16 protein-coding genes are annotated in these 18963 nt (G+C 54.2%); 8 read left to right on the forward strand and 8 right to left on the reverse strand.

From position 1 onward, the window contains the following. The first annotated feature begins 114 nt into the window (after window positions 1-114). Genes FJQ89_RS06780 through FJQ89_RS06790 form a run of 3 tightly spaced genes read left to right on the forward strand, consistent with a single transcriptional unit; the run spans window position 115 to window position 4258 of the window. Complete coding sequence (locus FJQ89_RS06780) at window positions 115-1089, forward strand: hypothetical protein (protein WP_141169585.1); 975 nt, start codon at window positions 115-117, stop codon at window positions 1087-1089. 25 nt (window positions 1090-1114) lie between these two features. Beyond that, window positions 1115-2578 (forward strand): esterase/lipase family protein, encoded by a 1464-nt coding sequence (locus tag FJQ89_RS06785; RefSeq protein WP_141169586.1) that lies wholly within the window; start codon window positions 1115-1117, stop codon window positions 2576-2578. Window positions 2579-2590: 12 nt separating this feature from the next. After that, window positions 2591-4258, forward strand: a complete 1668-nt coding sequence (locus FJQ89_RS06790; RefSeq protein ID WP_141169587.1) for a choice-of-anchor X domain-containing protein — start codon at window positions 2591-2593, stop codon at window positions 4256-4258. 171 nt (window positions 4259-4429) lie between these two features. Here the strand turns inward: FJQ89_RS06790 and FJQ89_RS06795 are convergent, their stop codons facing one another. After that, window positions 4430-4834: a hypothetical protein gene (locus FJQ89_RS06795; protein ID WP_141169588.1), complete on the reverse strand. Its 405-nt coding sequence runs from the start codon at window positions 4832-4834 to the stop codon at window positions 4430-4432. Continuing rightward, entirely contained in the window at window positions 4809-5141 is a 333-nt protein-coding gene (locus FJQ89_RS06800; RefSeq protein ID WP_141169589.1) for a hypothetical protein, read from the reverse strand. Before FJQ89_RS06800 ends, FJQ89_RS06795 begins: the two co-directional genes overlap by 26 nt. Before the next feature lie 384 nt (window positions 5142-5525). On the opposite strand from FJQ89_RS06800, the gene FJQ89_RS06805 reads away from it, so the two are divergent. Next, window positions 5526-5846, forward strand: a complete 321-nt coding sequence (locus FJQ89_RS06805) for a hypothetical protein (protein WP_243136453.1) — start codon at window positions 5526-5528, stop codon at window positions 5844-5846. A gap of 124 nt (window positions 5847-5970) precedes the next feature. On the opposite strand, the gene FJQ89_RS06810 is transcribed toward FJQ89_RS06805, so the two are convergent. The 3 genes from FJQ89_RS06810 to FJQ89_RS06820 form a co-directional block, all read right to left on the reverse strand. Next, window positions 5971-6510 carry a hypothetical protein gene (locus tag FJQ89_RS06810; RefSeq protein WP_141169590.1) on the reverse strand — a complete coding sequence of 180 codons (540 nt, stop codon included), beginning with the start codon at window positions 6508-6510 and terminating at the stop codon, window positions 5971-5973. 1130 nt (window positions 6511-7640) lie between these two features. Next, the gene (locus FJQ89_RS06815) at window positions 7641-9317 is read right to left on the reverse strand and encodes a DUF2357 domain-containing protein (protein ID WP_141169591.1); all 1677 of its coding nucleotides are present in this window, start codon (window positions 9315-9317) and stop codon (window positions 7641-7643) included. Beyond that, window positions 9248-11515: an McrB family protein gene (locus FJQ89_RS06820; protein ID WP_141169592.1), complete on the reverse strand. Its 2268-nt coding sequence runs from the start codon at window positions 11513-11515 to the stop codon at window positions 9248-9250. Before FJQ89_RS06820 ends, FJQ89_RS06815 begins: the two co-directional genes overlap by 70 nt. Window positions 11516-11787: 272 nt before the next feature. Between FJQ89_RS06820 and FJQ89_RS06825 the strand changes: the two genes are divergently transcribed. Beyond that, window positions 11788-13149: an ImmA/IrrE family metallo-endopeptidase gene (locus tag FJQ89_RS06825; RefSeq protein ID WP_141169593.1), complete on the forward strand. Its 1362-nt coding sequence runs from the start codon at window positions 11788-11790 to the stop codon at window positions 13147-13149. A 70-nt stretch (window positions 13150-13219) separates the two neighbouring features. Here FJQ89_RS06825 and FJQ89_RS06830 read toward each other — a convergent pair whose 3' ends face one another. The 3 genes from FJQ89_RS06830 to FJQ89_RS06840 are packed head-to-tail and all read right to left on the reverse strand — an operon-like array spanning window position 13220 to window position 15350. After that, the gene (locus FJQ89_RS06830) at window positions 13220-13576 is read right to left on the reverse strand and encodes a hypothetical protein (protein ID WP_141169594.1); all 357 of its coding nucleotides are present in this window, start codon (window positions 13574-13576) and stop codon (window positions 13220-13222) included. Further along, complete coding sequence (locus FJQ89_RS06835) at window positions 13567-14274, reverse strand: restriction endonuclease (RefSeq protein WP_141169595.1); 708 nt, start codon at window positions 14272-14274, stop codon at window positions 13567-13569. Before FJQ89_RS06835 ends, FJQ89_RS06830 begins: the two co-directional genes overlap by 10 nt. Next, complete coding sequence (locus FJQ89_RS06840; protein WP_141169596.1) at window positions 14271-15350, reverse strand: integrase domain-containing protein; 1080 nt, start codon at window positions 15348-15350, stop codon at window positions 14271-14273. The genes FJQ89_RS06835 and FJQ89_RS06840 overlap by 4 nt, the downstream gene beginning before the upstream one ends. Window positions 15351-16556: 1206 nt before the next feature. Here FJQ89_RS06840 and FJQ89_RS06845 point away from each other — a divergent pair. The 3 genes from FJQ89_RS06845 (at window position 16557) to FJQ89_RS06855 (ending at window position 18909) form a co-directional block, all read left to right on the forward strand. Then, window positions 16557-17609 (forward strand): PRTRC system protein D, encoded by a 1053-nt coding sequence (locus FJQ89_RS06845; RefSeq protein WP_141169597.1) that lies wholly within the window; start codon window positions 16557-16559, stop codon window positions 17607-17609. Between the two features lie 3 nt (window positions 17610-17612). Then, window positions 17613-17894 (forward strand): hypothetical protein, encoded by a 282-nt coding sequence (locus tag FJQ89_RS06850; RefSeq protein ID WP_141169598.1) that lies wholly within the window; start codon window positions 17613-17615, stop codon window positions 17892-17894. 463 nt (window positions 17895-18357) lie between these two features. Continuing rightward, complete coding sequence (locus FJQ89_RS06855) at window positions 18358-18909, forward strand: hypothetical protein (RefSeq protein WP_141169599.1); 552 nt, start codon at window positions 18358-18360, stop codon at window positions 18907-18909. The last annotated feature ends 54 nt before the right edge of the window (window positions 18910-18963 follow it).

An 18963-nucleotide genomic window follows, 5' to 3' on the forward strand; every position in this document is an offset into this window, starting at 1 on the left:
TAAACCGTTGATTAGTCGAGGAAAACTCGGGCGGCACGCAAATTGCTGAGTTCTGCTGCTGCCAGACGATGTCATGCGTTGTCGTCTCCTTTCCACTTCTCGGACGAGGTACCTGTGAAAAGATTGCACATCCTGTCACGCCACATCGGGCATGGCTTGCTGCTCCTGGCATTGTCTGCGGGTATCCTCATCCCCGCGCCAGCTGCAGTCATCAATGTATCAACCACCAGCGCCCATGTTAGCGTCGGACAATCGTTCAACGTGCTGTTCGACGTACGAGGCCTCTCCAGTGCCGCCAATGACTCATTGAGTGGCTTTGACCTGGATATCGTCTTCGATCCGCTCACCGTGCGCTTGCTCAATGCCAGCTTCTTCGATCCCGCCAGTGGCACCAACCAGCTCGCATTCAGTGAAGCCGGGAGCTTCGGCTTTATTGGCCAAACCGCAATATCGGGCGGTGTCATTGACCTGTTCGGCATTTCTGGTAACAGTGCCGGGTTACTTGACGCCCGCCAGAACGATGTTTTTCGCTTTGTAACCCTGACCTTCGAGACGCTGGCAAGCAGCCCAGGCACTTTCATCGGCGTCAATCTTGCCGATCCGGCACTGCTGTTTACCGACAGCGGTGCTGGCGGGCTGCCCATTGCCTTCGATAACAGCAGCGTTGGGATAGCGATCGGTCCCACGGCGGTTCCAGCACCATCCAGTTTTGCCCTCTGCATGGCTGGGATGATTGCCATCCTAGCAACAATAAGGCGCATCCGTGTGGCCATCCTGCGGGCAGGCGGGATCAGCATCGCTCTGCTCACTTCGCTCGCCATGCCTGCGCAGGCGCAGGCGCAGACCAGCACCAGCACCAGCACCAATACAACGCAACAACAAACGACACCGGTCAACCAGGAAGCCATCGATGGCGTCATCACGGCCATCCAAGGCCAGCGGCTCCAGGTACGCCTGAACAGTGGGAAATTAGTGTGGATGACAAGTACGACTTCCTTATCCTCTTCCCATGTCGGAAAGCGGCTCACTGGTATCGCTGTCCCTGCCGGCGATGGTCTCGTGCTCACCCAGGCCAGGTTCTTCAACTGAGCGATCTACTTCAACGGAGACAGCAATGCGATCCAACCTGACCATGTTAGTACTGAGTTTGTCGCTCGGGCTTTCCGGCCGTTCCTCGCTCGCTCAGAACAGCTCGCCATTCCCACCGCCAACGGAAACACTGGGCACCTATGTCGTCAATAGCGGTCCAGGACTTGATACCGGCTGCACCTTTCGGGGAGCGGGACCACTGCGCATTACCATTCCAGTGCCCAAGCTGATCAACGATCGGGAATTGAACGCCGATGGCACCTTGCGCGACCCGTCCCGATTGGTTGCCAACGGCGTGGTCTCGGCCCAGGCAACCATACGCTTTCCCGTGTACGACATTGATGACCAGGCCGCTCCCGGAGGCGGTATCGCACCGGAGGTTGACCGCGTGTCGTTCAATGCACGATTTAAAAAAGTACTGGCCGGATTTAACAATACTTGGACGGACGACACGATCTTTGTCCCGATCGAGGAAATCAAATTTGGGCAAAACAACACGCTGCAGATCGATATCGATACTGCGAACGCCGGTGGAGGAGAATACTGGTGCATGGCGGTCGACTGGGTATCGATCGAATTCGAAGCCACGCCCCCGTATATCCTGCAACACGGTATCAGCGCCAATCTGTCCACGTGGGACGAAGCCAGTGCAGCTGGTGTGCTCCGAGCACTCAATGAGCGCGGCGTGCTCTTTACGCGCTTCTCACTTGGCGCCGGCGCGGCAGGCAATGGCTCCGCCGCGGCCAACGCTATCGAACTGAACAATCTCATCACCACCTTTCTGGCGCCATTGAAGGCAGATAAGGTCCATGTGATCGCCCACAGCAAGGGAGGACTGGATACACAAGCGCTGCAGGCGCTTGGACCGGAATTTACCCTCGTTTCGTTGTCGACGTTATCCACTCCGCATTTAGGAAGCGTCGCGGCCGATCTGTCCGTCGTTCAGAAGACCGCTGCAGATGAGAAACGCAATAGTGGCGCGGATCCTGATGGCTACGTTGCACAATACGTCGATACCTGGACCTTTGGCAAGGGACCTCAGTTTCCAGGCTTGTCCGACTTGACGACGTATGCCGCGACCGCCGCACTGAGTACCGGCCAGCGCGACAATATTCCCAACACCTACACCATTGGCGCCGACGCTGACCTCAATCATGACAATCTGTTGACATTCAATGAGTCGACGCCATTATTTCCCTATGAGCAGGTGCACTATGCAGCGATCCGCACCTGGCAAGTACTGCGTGACTTTACCTCTGCGCACATGACGTTATCCACCATCCCGGGCAAATACTGGGGTACCAGAACCGTCCTGACCTATGTCGCGGTCGTCGCTCCGGCACCACAGCTGAACGACATTGTCGTCACGGAAGATTCCGCCAATCCCGGCTACGGCACGCCGGTAATCAACGTGGGCGCTAACCATTCCACCGTCAAGAGCGGCGCGAACATCGAGCGCATTCTGGACCTCACCATCCCGCTTAAATAACCTGGAGCTGCAATGAAGACGATCATACAAGCGTTGGTGCATGCAATGCGATGCCGGACAGGTACCTGGCACCTATGGGGGGTATCGTTCCTGCTTGCCGCAAGCATGTCACTGTCGTATGCCCAGAATGTCCCGGTCGCACTCAATCTGCCCACCAGCGTAAGTGGCGATATCGTTCCCGGCATGACTGCGCTCGATTTGCCATTTGTCGTACAGGGCGCGGATGGTTTGGCGCTCGATGTCATCGTGCCTGTCAACGGTGCCAGAATGAGTCTGATTGACCCCACCGGCGCCGCCGTACTGGTTCCCAATGATTCCCGCCTCACGTACCATCCTGGCAGCCAACTCACACCACCCTTGCCCGGTGGCGTCTTCACCCTAGCCGAACTTCCCGCCCCGTCAAACGGCACCTGGATTCTACGCCTGACATTCCCGGCCGCGCACAACAGAACCGTGGCCATGGCAACGGTGCGCGCCCGCTCGCGCTACCAGGTCGGCATCGCAATCGAACGTACGACCTTGCTGGCCGGCGAGGATGTCGCCATTGGCATGATCGCACTCGATAACGGCACACCAATCCGCGGTCTGCTCTCCTCAATCAGTGTTGGCCAGGGCACGCCGGGCCAAGCCATTGCCGCGCACGACAATGGACAGCAGCCTGACGGGCTCGCCGACGATGGGGTCTACACCATCGACTATACCTTTGCCACTGCCGGTACCTACGATATTCTTGGTTCAGTTGAAATCCAGACACCGGAAGGGCCGATACAGCGTACGGCAGTTTCGCAGGTTCGCGTCATCAATCCACTGCTCAGTGCGGGCAGCAGTGCCTTTAACGTCGTGCGTAGTGCTGGCAACTGCGTCAGCGGACTGCAAGTATCGCAAAATTTCAATGTGCTGGAAGCAGCCACGTATGCCACCTTGATACGGCTACGCGCGCCGAACGGCAAAACCATCGACATCCGTAAATCCAGACTGCTCCCACTAGGGGCCGCCAGCGTCACGGCGCTGTTCGATGCCAAAACAATTCGACAAACGCTGGCCAGCGACGGCCCGTACAGCGTCGCGCTAATTGAAAGCCTGCGGGTCGGCGCATCCGAATTGACCCTGGGTTTTCGCAAGCGCGATGCCGGGATCTTCAATGTCACGCTGGAGGATCTGTGCACGGAACCAATTGTCTTGCAACAGCAGCTGACCATGACACCAGTCATCGAGCAAGGCTACATTGCGTCGTTCGACGTCGCCTTCCCGATACAAGTGAGTTCTCCCGGCTTTTATCAGATATCCTTCAAAGTTGTGGGACAACATGGAGAAGATATCGCCCTCTTCAATGCTTCGCGCTCGCTTGCAGCTGGCGTCAACACGGTTGTCGTCAACATTCGCTCCGAGAAATTCCTTGCCGTTGATGGGCCGTACCGGGCGCTCTCGCTCGTCGTGGTAGGGGGAGGCAATAGCGCGCGGCTCACGTCGATAGGAACCAGCGACACCTATTCCCGCTGGCAATTTTTGCCTAGTAAAAATGGCGATCTCAATAACGATGGCAGCGTTGACGGTGCCGACATGGCATTGGTGACACAGTATCGGGGATTGCGGGCCGCTATTCCCGGCGATCGCAGGGATATCAACCGCGATGGCATCATTGATATCAGGGATGCAAGGGCGCTCCAGACCTTGCGCTAAGCGTGCACTTATTAGCTTCTGGACGTGCCATCGCTTGACGGCCGGTGCCTGGACGATCAGGGATGGTGAGCGACCTGCAGCTCACCATCCCCAATACGTCCCCAATACGCCTATGCGCCACCACCGCTGCAGGTATCTTGTGCAAATGATTTTCCCAGTCTACCTACATGCTCAAGACGCACCCGCAAATCGTGTGACAAGGTGAGCCACCCTGTTTCGCCGCTCGCACATCCGCCTTTGACGAAGCTGATTTCTCCAACACATACCATCTACGGTTTTGGCACAATCACACGTCCATCCGCCATGAGCACGGCATAACCGCATTTCGGCTGCCGTCTTGGCGAGACGGATACCTTCCAGCCACAGTTCCTGCAGCGACTCATTGAATAGAAACACCAGCGGCATTTCCTCCCTTCCGTCGAAGTAGTCTTCGTAGCCTAAGTGCAGAGCTGCCCGAAATGCTTCCAGGTGCACAAGCTCACCGCTACCGGGTCGCCATTTTTCAGTTGCTTCGATATATTTCTGAACTACGGCCAGGCCGTGCACCTCATCAGCACCGTCCATCATCGCCTCCATGGTGTTCTACCGCTTCGGCAGGGTCCTGCTGACGCTTCCTTCGCAATTCCATCAACTGTTCAACACTGTCGCGTATCGCTGCCTGCGCAAAACCCATCAACCAGGCGTCCCGCAAGCCGACCTCCCTATTAAACAAGCGCGGTACTTTCTCATTGCCGCGCTTGTAATCGTCATACCCCATCTCCTCAGCGCGATATAACATCACGCTCATCAGCTCGTGCCGCCGCCGTTCATCGCAACGGATGTCCAGTGCACGGCAATACTCGTAATAAATCAAACCAATCGTTATATTGATCATTTCGTTCATGACAATGCTCCTTAGTGCAAATGCCCTACCCCGCCGCCCGTGGAACCTCCATGTACATAGCAAAGATCCTTTGCTGAGCACAGGTGTCCGGTCGCCAGGTCGCAAAAACAAATGCACGTCCTGTTTGTTCGAATAAACTGCGCGCCGTCCCGGGTCACAACGCGCGTACCCGGAGACAACGCCTCTAACTGCTCAATGAGCGGATCGACCTCTCCAGCTGCGTTGGCGCGTGTTGCCCCACTCCTCTTCCAGTGTGAATATTGATGTTTCATGATGTCCTCCATACTTGAGGGAATTGAATAATCCTGGGCAATCGATGCCAGCACACTGCACGACCCTGGACCATGCCAGCCTTATCCATGCTGGCGACTTGAAATCTGCTCGATGGATGCCTATCCTGAGCAACTGGCATATACGGAAAACGATCTGTGCTGGATGACGGATCTGATGAGGGCCGCAATCGGAAAAAATATGTTGCAACTTGGCGTACATATCCGCCTGACGTCGAGAGACGTCGAGCGCCTGCGCTACATCACCGGCTTCGAACCTGTCGGGATCAGAAGGCTCGCCGATCTCGACGCCTACGTCGAGCAATGCAAACAGCATTTACAGGGACGAGCTGACGAAACGCGGCTACTGCATAAGCTCATCGACGAGACGGTGGCATCGTGCAGCACGTCGGCCTGCTCAATACTTCACCGATAGCCAGTGTGCTGGTATTCCGTCCCGGCATCAGACGGTGCCTTGGACCAGAATCCCGGCACCATCAGCAACACCACATATCCGCGAAGGGCGACGTGGTCGTCGCCCTCCCAAACGCGATCGTGCATTACCTCGCTCTTGCACTAGCGCGCTTTTCCGAACGCTGAGATACATCGATACTGGCCTGTTGCCCAGTGTCAGTCGCAGCTTGTTCACGCATTGGACGAGCAATTTCTGACGGCGATACCCCCTGACCCGAATCCACCGGATTGGCATCTCCAGTGGTCAACCTGCGTAGCTGAGCGCCAGCCCTGTCCTCGCGTTCCGGCAAACAGGCCAGGAAGATGGTTCCTGTCGACCTGAACAGCCTTGTAGCAAAGCCAAGGGGAGCAGCGATCGCTATATGGATTGCCCAACGGATCCCAGCGCCCATCTTTCGAAGGCGCAACTGGCGCGCTTTTTCCCTTCGCAGCACATGTTTGCAGCGCAGGTACAGGCCACTATGCTGAAATCGCAATTCACTGCTCTTTTCCAGATGTGCCACCAACTCCGCGGCAATTATCGGATCTGCCGCGCGCCGATATAGACTCGCCCAAACCCGTTCTTCTTCAACTTCGACCAAGGAGCGCCGACGCTTTCCGGTCCTCATCTCTCCATCGTTTTGCATGATGTCCTCCACCATAAACAAAAGGGAACGCCAGCATCCCATCGGATGCTGGTGCTCCCTCATCGACACACGCCTCGCTCCTTTAACAAGCAAACGAGACAATCTATTTAGCATTCCCCCTCATCTGGTAAGGAATAACCACATGCCGGGCAATAAACGCTCCAGTGTTGGTTGATCGTGCCAGACTCGGCGCTTTCCCAGCTGTGATACCTGGCCCGTTCATGCGAACATGCCGGGCACTCCGCCTCAAAGTGCTCATTGTCGAGTTCCATGCCGCCAAGCTCGACGCCCCTTCCAAATACCCTGGTTCCCATATTGGCCTCCTCAGCAAGCGCCTTGTCTGGAAGGTGAAGCCCTCCGAGCAAGGAACCGCATCAACTGGGTTCGCCGCAACCAGAGCTCCATCGCGAGGTCAACAACACAGGCAAACAACGATCCTGTACCTGACCTCAGATACGGGAACATACTGCCAAGATGACACTGATATGGCATCTTCGCGCATGCCGAAGCGTGCAATATCCGAGAGTCGCCTGAGCTTGACCGGAGCAGTGCACACGCGACATACACCTCCCCGCTCACCTCACGTAACCCGGTGCCGCCGAGTAAAATGCAAAGCGGGTATGGCTGATCCTGTAGAAATTGTCGTTGGGACATGATAGCTCTCCAAAAAAAAGAAGGCACCATGGCCCCGCACGGGGACCGCGATGCCCCGCACACGATAAGATATGCCTAGCTATCGTCAAAAAACCGATAGACAAGCGAAAGAAGGCCCGCCATTCCGAAGAACAGGGGCCTAACCTGAGAAGTATCTAATGGAAGGTACTTCCATGACGCAAACGATCCTCCGCTTGCGCTATCAGCCTGACAAGTGGCCAGGCAAAGATCGGTTGCCGAAGCAACGTGTCGAAGTCTTATTCGACAGGTGAATGACGGGTGACGACCGCAACGCTCACCACGCGAGTGGCAAGATCCTGCCAGACATCCGCGATGGATGGGGCAGGAGCAATGTGAGAGCGATTCTCACAGAAAGCATTTTTATTTTTGCAGTAGTTCTTGACGAATTCAAGCCGCATCAAGACGAAAGTTCACCGAAAATCGATCGTTCATAGAACATTGGTCTTGCCGATGCATTACGAAACGTGCATCTGTTTGGCGAGCGAATGCATTACGGTGGTGGCCCAGCCGTGAATGAGGTTCGTACAGCGCGCGACGCCAGCGCCGCCAGGAGAGAACTCACTAACGGTACCCACACCATGTTCAAACAGAAACGCAGAATTATCGAGGTGCGGGACATCGGCAATTGCCGGCAGCAAAAGAAGGCAGAAAGCGGCACGCATGCGGTTCACTCGTAGAGCATCATGATAAATATGTGCAGACTCCATTGCTTCGAGCACATTTTCCCGGTGGCGACGATACTTTGCGTCCAGAACAATGAATTCGCATTTTTCACCGGAGACAATTCCAATCACAACATCGGGAATTCGCAGACCAGATAGACACCATCCCCTATTCTCGGCTGTGTTCCCATCACCAGCAGGAAAACGTGCCTGAAAATGTACCTCCATGCGAACGTGTTGATCCAGTTGCATCACATAGGATTCGTCAGCAGTGACTATCCCCCGTTTCGTCGTTCGGCTTAGCCTACCGCTAAACACTTGAGAAATTCTTGCTAGAAGATGGACCATACACCAGGCCTCATACACCCCCCACGTTGGCCTGACCGGTAACTGGTCCTGTTCATTATCACCAGTAGTGCCAAGCCAAAGTGCTTTTGTTCCACTCCGATAAGCGCCACTGTATGCTGGCTGGGCGGCAATTTGTGTTAGTCCACCGGCAGACGCGTTGGTGCATGCTGCACTGGCAAAGGGCTCAAGCAGAAGGAAAACTTTGAGCTTTTCCAGAATCATTTGCAATGCGCGTTCCCTACGCGGCCGGCGCTGCTCCTGTTCCTGTTTATCTCCTCCCAGCTTGTGTTCCTGGACGACGGCCAGTAGCGAAGTGGTCTGCGCCAACATCCTTTTGATGAGAGATTTGAGGGCGCGGTTGGATGGTGTATCAAAGGTAGGATTTACCACCGGACTCGTGACATACAATGTATCGATGAACTCGGCATGTTTTGTGGCATCCATAGCAATGGCAGCAATACGTGGTTGACGCAAGGCAGAGGAATGCAGACGCTTTGCTTGGGATAGCAAAATGGGGCGGGTGCTCTGCTGAAGCGTTCTATGCGGCGCGTTGGTGATCGGTTGAAGTTGGCGCAAAAAAAGAGGGGCATATGCGTTAATTCTCGCAAGCCTTACAAGCGCATCAAGCTTGCTCGCGCTCGTCTCCTCGTCAAAACCCAAGGTCGCGCCTGAGTTGTCGAGCAATAAGGAGGCACGAAAGCATCGAATCTCGCTCACCATCGCCTCATATTGCGCATCAGACAGCTTTTTCTCCGATGAACCAATGTGTACATGAAAAACAAACTCGGCCACCTCACTTACTACTACCGCTAACTGAACTGTTCCCGACAAAAAGCTAGGTATCCATTGATATAGGCCATCCTTGTTCGCATAAACTTCGACGTCGTCCACGAAAACCTGCGAGGGTACAGCATCCAGTACCGTAAAAATGCAGCTCTCGCGCTCCCTCAATCCGTAAATGATACTACCCGGTAAATAGATCTCCGGTGGCGCTGATGCGCCATCAAGTGAGACTGATAGTTGAGGAACAGTCACTTCGCTATTCCAGCTGGTCATCGCCAGAATCTCGCCGTTCCAGTTTCCTTCAGATCGTCGATCAGGACGGACAATTTTGCTGTGCATCTTGCCAGGCCATGCTCCGACAATATTGCGCAAGCAGACGAAAGCGCACGATGAAACCTCACCGTATTCTCCCCTCGAAGCTTTGGCAGCACCTTCGCATAAATCACCGCATCCAACGCATCTTGCTCAGTAGACCCTGCCTCAACGGCGAAGCTCAAGTAACGTAAAACGTCCTCGACAGTTCTCCATCCAAAATGCAAGCGAACTGGCGCGAGAGCACAACCCAAATCAATGAGAAGTTTTTTTGTGGAACTATGCAGCCTTGTGGACAATGAAAATCGATCCCATCCGGGAAAGTCTTCGACATTGATATTCCAAAACTCCAAAGTGAAAGCACGATCGAGTATTTTGTCAGACAAGCCGTGTGTCGTCTCATCCATATTTAATGTGCCGATGATCGCCAAGTTCGCCGGGTAGCGGATTCGTTGTGGCACATTGGTGACATCTTCCGGTAGATCGTGTAAATCAATCCATCCCCCTGTTTCCATCGCCGAAAGCATCGGAGCAAGATACTGTTCTGGATGCGATAAGTTCATCTCATCAAGGATGACTACGTAGGGGTGCATCGGGTCATCGGCTGCACTTATCAATATATCAAGAAATGGCGCTGTACTATAACGCTGGGTCAACGGGCTCACGTAGCCAAGAAGTGGCGAAGAGTCGTACCAGGCAGGCTGAACAGGAATCACACGAGTTCGATCTAGTTCGCCACGGCTGCTGCCCGTAACAGCAAGTCCATAGTTAAGCGCAAGCTGAGTTTTTCCGGATCCCGAAATCCCTGTCAGTACGGCAAAATGGCGTAGCGGCTGACTCCACAAACCACTATGTAGTTGACGCACCAGGTCATCAGGAAAAACGAGCTTTGCCTCGACAATATGTTGGATTCGCTGTTGTACCATAGAAAAACTTGGAATCTGAACTGCAACATTGTTCGAAGTACCAGATAATTGCACTTCAGGATGATCGATTGAGATCGATTCAGGTGCCCAAGTGACTCTGCTCGCCCACGCCTCACCACGCACGCTTAACTGGTATCGTCCTACCGAGTCTTGCTCAAGAAGATCAAGACTCGTCAACCACGTAATCATGGAGCGTGGCATGAAATCTGATGTCCAGCCCGGATTGATACTTTTGATCTTTGCAATGAAGTCGACGAGCGCTAGCGGCCCCCTTTCGAGAAGCTTGATCGCATAATCGACGCCAAGAATCCGGGTGAGTAAATGATCGGCTAACTCATCAGGATCACGCGTCTCGAGCAGATTTAAACCCCGCGCATTAAGGGTATAAATTGCTCCATCATAGACACACAGATCGAACTCTCTCGCAACCGTGTTAATAACGATGCCAACGCTGGACGGTGCTAGACTAGGGTTGCTGCGTCGTACTTCGTCTGCAAACTCTTCACGCGACAAACCATCTTGCAGGAGTGGCACGAGTTCAAGAAGTGTACTGAAATAGCCTTTTATAGATGTCAGACCTTTCCGACGAATGGCTGCAGGAAGCGGTCGCATTTCTGACAGAGAGTCGACTCCCGTGACATCGATTTCGCTAGCCGGCGCGGCAAGTGCCTCCTTGGTGATGTACTCATACAGAGACCAAGGAAGACAAAGGCGGTCGAGGTCTGCATCTGGTAGGTTTGGATCAACAGGGCCGAGTAAATTGTCGAGCCGACGTTTAATCGCGAGATGTGCATGAACTGGATGTGCATTGGATTTGCCGCCCAGTGCACGATGCAAGAATTGTAGACTACCCACATCTGCGATCGTTGTGAACTGTTGCGGAAAGCGCGCGCACATGACTCGATTCAGCTTCAAACGTGCCACCCGGTCACATTTTTGGCGCAGATTTCTCTCGATCTCCTTGTATAGCCTAATTAGAAATCCCTCGACCTCAGCTTCGTCAGCTGGCAGGGTAGTGCTAAACGCCTGACTAAACCATTCACGGAAGGAAGGATCATCGAGTGCAGGGCCTAGCTTCACGCTTCCCATTCCAGTCGACGCGACAGAATCATCCTCCCACAGCTTCTCCAAAAATTCGCGATTCATTAGCTCTTCTTGCGTGCTATCTTTCGCGCGCGCCAGTTGCAGCCGCAATCTCCGATACCAAGGTCTCGCTTCACTCTTTGTTTCAGCTAACACGGCATCAACTGTTTCTTTCAATGCAGCGTCTGAGACCAGATCGAAGTTGTTACTTTTCATGCTTATCCTGAAATGAGGGTTGGTGAAACAACATATGCTTAACGTTGCGAAAAAATTCTGTCACTTGCTGGTCTGCACTGACGTATAAATGAAATTCTGTGGATTAATTGCGACACCAAATGTACTACTTTAAGGAAATTTCACGCTGAAGAATGTAGGATTAGCGATTTGAAAATCAACCATCAGGGCCCTGCCCCATACACCTTTCCTAGTTTTCCTTAGAAACAGATACGATACTAAAAAATCTGTCTAAAACGCAACCGATTGCTCGAATGAATACTACACTGAAGGGTGACCTACTCGAAGGATACATCTTCGACCTTTTTTCGCAACAGATCGCTGCCGGCGATTTTTGGGGCAATGCAAAAAACTGCAAAATATTTCAAAAAAAAGGCTATTACTCAAAGGATCGCGAAAAAAATATCATATTCGATGTATCGATCGAGTTCTACTTGCCTGGCGCCTCGCAATATTCGCTCGTAACTTTTATTGAATGTAAAAATTATTCACACTCCGTTTCGGTCGATGATGTAGAGGAATTTTTCACGAAAACTCAGCAAGTAGCTGCTTCAAACTCCAAAGCCATTATAGCTAGTACCGCTTCATTTCAGTCAGGAGCAATGACGTTTGCGCGATCTAAAGGAATTGGACTGCTCCGTTATTTTGACAGCTCAAACTTCAAATGGGAGCTAAACCGTTCGCCTTCCACCAGTGCCTACTCAGATGTGAACACTTCATACGACATGATACTCGACGGACTTTCGGTTCCAGACTTCGTCAGTAACGTTTTCGATCTCTACATGCAGTCACCCGCAGGTCTGACAAATTCCGCCTGGGATTTCTTCGAAAAACTGCTAAACGATACAAATATTCCATCTGAAAAACTAGACAGCATACGCAACCAAAAAGGCAGACCTAGTCCACTGGTGCCATTTCTCGAACAAGCAATCCTGGAAAAGCGAAGTCTCTCGATCCTACGCGATATTGGCTACCAGGATGGCGAGGTATCACTGCATGCGATCTGCGCCCGCGAAGCTACACAGTGCGGCCTGGTGGTTAAGAGAACTGCTCACTTAGAACATCCGCACTCGAGAAATACGATATTGGGACAGATCTGCTTCGCACCACTCGAAATCCGTCTGTACGACCAACCGATATTGAACTCAGGACGAGAGCGATTTACGCTCGCACATGAACTTGCGCACCACTTTCTGGGACATTCCAAATATATGTTTAGGGAAGTGTGTGAGGAGGATGATTTCGCGCTCCCGCGCACCGGAAGTACCTTGGAACCCGATATTGCAAGAATCGAGTACCAGGCCAATATTTTTGCCTCCTGCCTGTTAATGCCCAAGGACGGCTTCGTACAAAATTTTGCAAGAATCACGCAATGGTTGGGTATCGCAAATAGAGGATTCGGGGCTCTTTACGTAGATGATCAGCACTGCAATCAACAACACTACCTGAAGGTGACTCACGAATTAATGGGCCACTACGGCGTCTCACGCGCGGCTGCAAGCATTCGCCTCGAGAGTCTAGGCTTGCTCCGGTTCTATCGTGCCGAGCCCCACCCGCAACTACACCCCCTTCAGGAGTTTTTCGACCAACTACTCAACACGGGCGTTGACGACTAAGCAGCCAACGGGCCATCATCCATATGTACATAGCCGTTGCTCTCTCAACAGATGTATCGGTTTCACTGACTTAGCGAATACCATGTTTTTCGTCAGATAATCTTGCAAGTAACCTGAAGCGCTCACGCACCAATTGATTAAAACAGCGCATGAATTCTCCACCATCGTCACAAGTCACGATCACATGCTTTTCCAGACGACCACATCGCGAGACGCGCCGCGTGTCAGCAATCACGCACGATGTGTGACTGAAATTGCAGATAACAAACGGCCGCCCCTCGACCGGCGCATCATAGTAAGCTTGCGCCGCGAGGCAGGCATCGTGCATTTCGATGCCCTTGCGCCCGCTTTTCTCAATCACCGTGTAGGTTGATCCGGCCGTCCGGCATGCTCGCAGCAACTGGCGGCTCTCCGCATTCAGTTCCATACCATCTTCCCCGCGCGCCTCCCCAATACCAGTTGCACGAGACTCGCGCCGCTGACCAGCACCACGTTGCTTTTGGTCAGATGGGGATACACGGCCGCGCCGCTGCGCCCGGTATGTAGGAATAATCCCGCCCCAACACCATGATCACAAATGGCCTCGCCAAAGGCCGCCACGTGTTGATGGTTCACATGGCCGCAATAGCGCTTCGACTGCACCGCATACCAACCATGCCCAGGCAACCACACCTTGCCGTCAATCCCGCCATCCCCGGAGTACCTCTGGTTGCGCAAGACAAATAGCCCGGCGTCTTCCAGGGCCGAGAGCACCACTTCTTCGAACACCAGCGGATCCACACTGCGCAAATAAGCCAGGCACCGTGCCGCGTACCCCTCCCCTGTGAACTGCCTCACAGCCTGCAACACCGCACGCGATTGAGCAATACGCCTGCGATGGTCTGGCAGCCGGCGCATGCGCATCGCATTGAACAACTGCGACGCACATCGAAACAGCATGCCGCTCACACCGCGTGATCGGGCCAGAACGGCTTCATAGCGCTCGCGCGCAGGACGCGGGGCACGGGAGCCGCCAGGTTTTCCATCCTCGATTCGCTCTTCTCTACCATCACCGGCCACCGTGTGCTTGACCCACCGCGCACGCGGATTTCCTGACGACCAACGCTGCCAATGTCCCCGTTTCATGATGCCGCTCCCATTAAATCAACTTCGTCACTGCGCCGGACTACCGGCGACCCCAGATACGCATTGCTGATTTGCCTCCGATGGTGGCCCAGCTGTTCTGCCACCTGCCGATAGGCGTCCGCCATGACCTCACGATCGATTATCAGCTCGCCACCGCGGACAGGCGGCTGTACCTGCGTGATATCAAAGTACAGATCACCGGCAAACTGGTGCCGCAAGCCGTGTGGCGTGACACCCAGGTCATTCTTGGTCAATCCGACTGAACGCACCACATTCGAAAACAGGTCCAGCGATTGTTTCAAGGACAATCCAGGATGCCCGATATGTCCCCAGTCCTGCCGGGCGAGACAGCGCGCCCGCACCAATGCTTGCCGCTGCTGAGGCGTGCGCACTGCCGCATAGCGCAGCCGGCCGCCCTTCGTCCCGCGCTTGATGCGCAAAAAACTAATGTAATGATCGGATCGAGAATGCTGCACTGGCAAGGCATACGCCGGTACCTCGGCGGCGCGCGGGCAGAACATCACGGCTTCCTTGCGCCGCAGGCCAAAGGCGATCATCATCGCCAGTTGGCCTCCCACGTGGCTGTCAACCGCATCGACGGCCGCAATGACCTCATCGACGGCAACACCGTGACTCTCCCAACCCTTGTCGATCAGCGCCCCGTAGGAGCGGCGCACCAGAGCCGGATCGTTCACATAGCTCACGGCACTGCGTACCAGTCCCGGCTTGCCGATCCAGCTGGCGAAGACTCGGATAAAGCTCATTTGCTGTTGAATGTAAGCTGCGCTGCAGGGATATGCACGGCGCGGTATCGTCATCGGCATATCAAGCAACACATCTGCCGGTAACTGCTGCGCCGTCCAATACGCCATCAACGCGCGCACATGCCGCTCCGCCAGGTTTTCAGGTACTGGCTTGAATCCCAATTTGCGCAGTAACGCGAATATCCGGTACAAGCCCTGGCTGCGCGCCTCCCTGGTGCTATGCGAAATCCCCTTCCCTACACTGGCATGCCGCTCATTAAACGCGTCCAGCAACGCATCGAGCTGCCCCCTCCATTGTGTGTTGTGGGTCATGACTTCTCCCTCCTGATACTCAAGGATTGTCGAATTGGCATGCTGCACTGTCTGGCGCGCATGCCCCCGGTGTGGCCTTCAACTGGCATCGGCGCCCGGCCTGCTGCGCCGACGAGGGAGATGTACTCTAGACATTCCAACGCGCTGTCCCTATCTCAGCGTCGATGGCGGATTTTCTATTTGCCCGAAGGCGCGGTGTCTTAAAAATGCTCATGCGAATAACCAGCGAATTTCTCCTTCTGTGTTAGTCCCCGCGTCTTGCGCGAGCAGTGCGGCGCTGACGCCACAAAGACATTTAGGTGCCCCGGCCACTCTCAATTGAACCAGGACCTTGCCCCCTCTTCCCTCACGGTCATCCCTTCAGCCCTACCACCAGGCCGCTTCGTGATTGCGCACTAACCAGGTTGATCGAAGCTTCTTCGGCAACGTCACAACAAGGCACCGCGATAGGCTCTTCGTACAGCAGGAAGATTGAATAGGTGATAAATCACTCTCCTGCGGTTCGCGGCCGCAGGCGATACATCGACACTACCAGGATCGTAAATTAGCGACGGAGCGCCGCAAGGCCCTCTCCGATTTGACAAGCGTCTCTTGACGAGAAATCACGCGCGAGCTGTTATCCCCAGCAGGGGCAGCCCGACATACTTCTTCACTGACATACCACTCAACTCGACCGCAGGGCGCGGCCGACAAACTTCGCTTCGATAGACAGGTAACGACTGCAACGGCATACCACGCTTGCCAGCGCCACATTCCGAACGCGATGTTCCTGGAAGTGGGTCCAGACAGTCGTCACAGAATATGATCAGTTATTTCGAATGTCAAGCCGATTTTCGGCGTTGAAAATTTGTGATTGAGGTCGAATTTATTTGGTAAGTACCTCTGGCGAGGATTTCTCCCTATGAAGAACGCTGCGTGGCCATTCCTCTGATTGTAAATGGTTTTGAACATCGGAACGGACTGAGCCAGATACACAGATGAGCGATGAAAATACGTCTGCGATGTGGCGCAATTCCAGCGCAGATGCGCTGTTATCTCATGCCAGCATGCGCCAATATAGCCGCGCCGCAGCGCGACTCCAGTCGTTCCCCAGCACGTCTGAATTGGCACTCACTACAAATTCTGGCAAAAAATCAGGGCTTTTCCCATGGAATACATACCACCCCGCTATTACTGTTGATCACTTGCAGCAATCAGGAGGACGAAGTGGAACCCATCGTGCGAGCCGTGGACATTGGCCGGGGAAATACCAAATTCATTGCAGGGGTCAGCGCTGGTGATGTGCGCTGCGCAATGTTCCCGTCGCAGGCCCACCCATGTGAAACAGTCTATGAGCAGGAAGCCTGGGGAACGAAACGTCGTACCGTCTGCGTCCCAGTCGACGATCTGAACTATGAGGTCGGGCCGGACGCTCACTTGGCCTCCGACATCTTTAATGCCAATGTACTGCAGCATGACAGCTACAGTGCAACGCCTGAATATCTGGCTTTGCTACTGGGTGCACTGCATTACATGCGTCTCGACCGGATCGATCTACTGGTACTTGGTCTGCCGGTAGCCACGTATAAGCTCAAGAAGCAGGTGGCGGCGTTGGAACGCCGCGTGACCGGTGAACACATCCTGGCGGAAGGCAGAAAGATCACGATCGCGCGCGTCAAAGCAATTGCGCAGCCGTCCGGGGCCTTGATGTACTGCGGGCTGACCCATGGGCGCCTTGCTCAGATGCGCAAGGAACGAAATCTGATCATCGATCCAGGTCGGCGGACGTTTGACTGGCTTGTGACGCAAGGCATGCAGCAAATTGACAAGCGCAGCCATTCGGTACCGCGTGGCATGTTTGATGTGCTCCACTCGATCATCGAAGGCATCAGCCGAGCCACCGGCTCTCACTACCGCGAATACGACGCGATCGATTTGGCGCTGCGAACGGGAAAAAAGCCGGTCATCTTTCAAAAAGAATACGACATTGCCCAACACCTGCCACTCGCGCAGAAGATCCCGGAGCAGGCTGTCGCCGAGATGCTGCACTACGTGGGCGACGCTGCCGACATCAACAATATTATTCTGGTCGGCGGTGGCGCCTTCTTCTATCGCAAAGCCTTGAAAACCGCATTCCCGCATCACGAGCTGCAGGAACTCAAGGATCCGATCTTTGCCAACGTCAAAGGTTTTCAGTATGCCGGCACGGAGCTAGCCAAGCAGGCCGACGCTTCATCGACTCGGCCAGATGGCACAGAGCCGCTAAACATGGCGACCTAAACTATGGGCACACCTCTTACCATCCGCTTGAGTGTAGAACTGGAACGCGCCGACAACCCTCCCCTGTATGACGATCTCATCAAGTTCCCAAAGGGGCCACGCCGCGTGAATCGCCTGCGAACACTGGCCTATGCCGGACTGGTATTACAGCAATGCGGACAAACCACGTCGGTCATGGAGGCACAGTGGCTCACCAAGCCAAGTGCTGAACCAAACACGTCGAGGCAGGATCCCGTCGTCGCCTTGGCATCGATGGAGCTTTTTGGCCCATCAAGAAGCGAATAGGAGTGAACATGGAAAACGACGAGCTACCTCGTATCAGTGCTAGCCAACTGGCCGAGATGGGATACTGCGAACGCAAAATCGTCCTGGCCGCCAGGTTTGGTCCACGCAGCACGCCGGAGCGCGAACAGGCCCGAGCAAATGGTGAGCTGCAACACGTGCGGTTCTTCATCGAAACGTTGGAAGTGAATACCGTACCGTTAGCGGCCTCAAGTTTGCGAGAACAGTCGTCCATTCAAGCGAACGCATCGTCTAAACGAACTAGCAGACGCCCAATAGGATGGTACAAGATACTGCCAAGATGTCTATCGGCGATGCATAAGACAAACTGCCAGGTGGCGCGATCTGTCCGAGCAGGGTTTGTAAAATTATGCGTTCGAGTGTATTGGCGGCCCCGGCAACGAGTGCAAACAAAGCGCCAGTTGCCTCTTCACCTCGTATCTCGTTCCCCCGAAAAAAAATGAGCATGTCGGATTTTCTGTCGGCGCTCTTGCATATGTGTGGGGCATTTCTGTTGCTCTGTCTCGTACGCGGAGTGAGAAGACATGCGATGTGTCGAACGCGCCCCTGCTGGTTCCCGGAGGAACTGCGGTACGCCAGCCTGGCTTACGCAGAACAAACCTTTACGCTTGACGCCCCCATCAAACTCATCGCACGTGTCGATCGAGCCTATCGCTACAAAGGAAAACTCACGTTGATGGAGTACAAAATTCGTCGTGTTGAGCGTGTGTTCATGTCGGACGTGATCGAACTCTCTGCCCAAAAGATGATTCTGGAATTGGCAAGCGGAACCAAGGTGAACAATTATGGGTTTGTCGTTGTTGAGCATCCCGACATAGCCGGGCGTAGAGCCATGAAGGTTTTTTTGCTAAATCACAAACAAATCATCGCGTTTTATCACCGCAGAATGGCTTTATTGAATCAAACGATAACTGCCGACCACGCAGAGTCATCATCGCAGTGTCGCCGATGTGAGTTCTTGACGGAGTGCAAAAAGTATCCTGAAAGTACGCCATAACCCAGGTGGTGCTCTGAGAGGGTCCTCTGTGAATACTAGCCCCCCAGTCCGCCC

The sequence above is a fragment of the Janthinobacterium tructae genome, from assembly GCF_006517255.1.
Taxonomy (GTDB): Bacteria; Pseudomonadota; Gammaproteobacteria; order Burkholderiales; family Burkholderiaceae_D; genus Janthinobacterium; species Janthinobacterium tructae.

What these genes read in the sequence shown, in the direction of transcription:
- FJQ89_RS06825 (WP_141169593.1), top strand. Translation starts at nt 11,788, where the DNA reads ATGAATACTACACTGAAGGGTGACCTACTCGAAGGATACATCTTCGAC.
- FJQ89_RS06855 (WP_141169599.1), top strand. Translation starts at nt 18,358, where the DNA reads ATGTCGGATTTTCTGTCGGCGCTCTTGCATATGTGTGGGGCATTTCTG.
- FJQ89_RS06800 (WP_141169589.1), bottom strand. Translation starts at nt 5,141, where the DNA reads ATGAACGAAATGATCAATATAACGATTGGTTTGATTTATTACGAGTAT.
- FJQ89_RS06840 (WP_141169596.1), bottom strand. Translation starts at nt 15,350, where the DNA reads ATGACCCACAACACACAATGGAGGGGGCAGCTCGATGCGTTGCTGGAC.
- FJQ89_RS06810 (WP_141169590.1), bottom strand. Translation starts at nt 6,510, where the DNA reads ATGCAAAACGATGGAGAGATGAGGACCGGAAAGCGTCGGCGCTCCTTG.
- FJQ89_RS06830 (WP_141169594.1), bottom strand. Translation starts at nt 13,576, where the DNA reads ATGGAACTGAATGCGGAGAGCCGCCAGTTGCTGCGAGCATGCCGGACG.
- FJQ89_RS06815 (WP_141169591.1), bottom strand. Translation starts at nt 9,317, where the DNA reads ATGCACAGCAAAATTGTCCGTCCTGATCGACGATCTGAAGGAAACTGG.
- FJQ89_RS06850 (WP_141169598.1), top strand. Translation starts at nt 17,613, where the DNA reads ATGGGCACACCTCTTACCATCCGCTTGAGTGTAGAACTGGAACGCGCC.
- FJQ89_RS06820 (WP_141169592.1), bottom strand. Translation starts at nt 11,515, where the DNA reads ATGAAAAGTAACAACTTCGATCTGGTCTCAGACGCTGCATTGAAAGAA.
- FJQ89_RS06795 (WP_141169588.1), bottom strand. Translation starts at nt 4,834, where the DNA reads ATGGAGGCGATGATGGACGGTGCTGATGAGGTGCACGGCCTGGCCGTA.
- FJQ89_RS06835 (WP_141169595.1), bottom strand. Translation starts at nt 14,274, where the DNA reads ATGAAACGGGGACATTGGCAGCGTTGGTCGTCAGGAAATCCGCGTGCG.
- FJQ89_RS06805 (WP_243136453.1), top strand. Translation starts at nt 5,526, where the DNA reads ATGGATGCCTATCCTGAGCAACTGGCATATACGGAAAACGATCTGTGC.
- FJQ89_RS06785 (WP_141169586.1), top strand. Translation starts at nt 1,115, where the DNA reads ATGCGATCCAACCTGACCATGTTAGTACTGAGTTTGTCGCTCGGGCTT.
- FJQ89_RS06790 (WP_141169587.1), top strand. Translation starts at nt 2,591, where the DNA reads ATGAAGACGATCATACAAGCGTTGGTGCATGCAATGCGATGCCGGACA.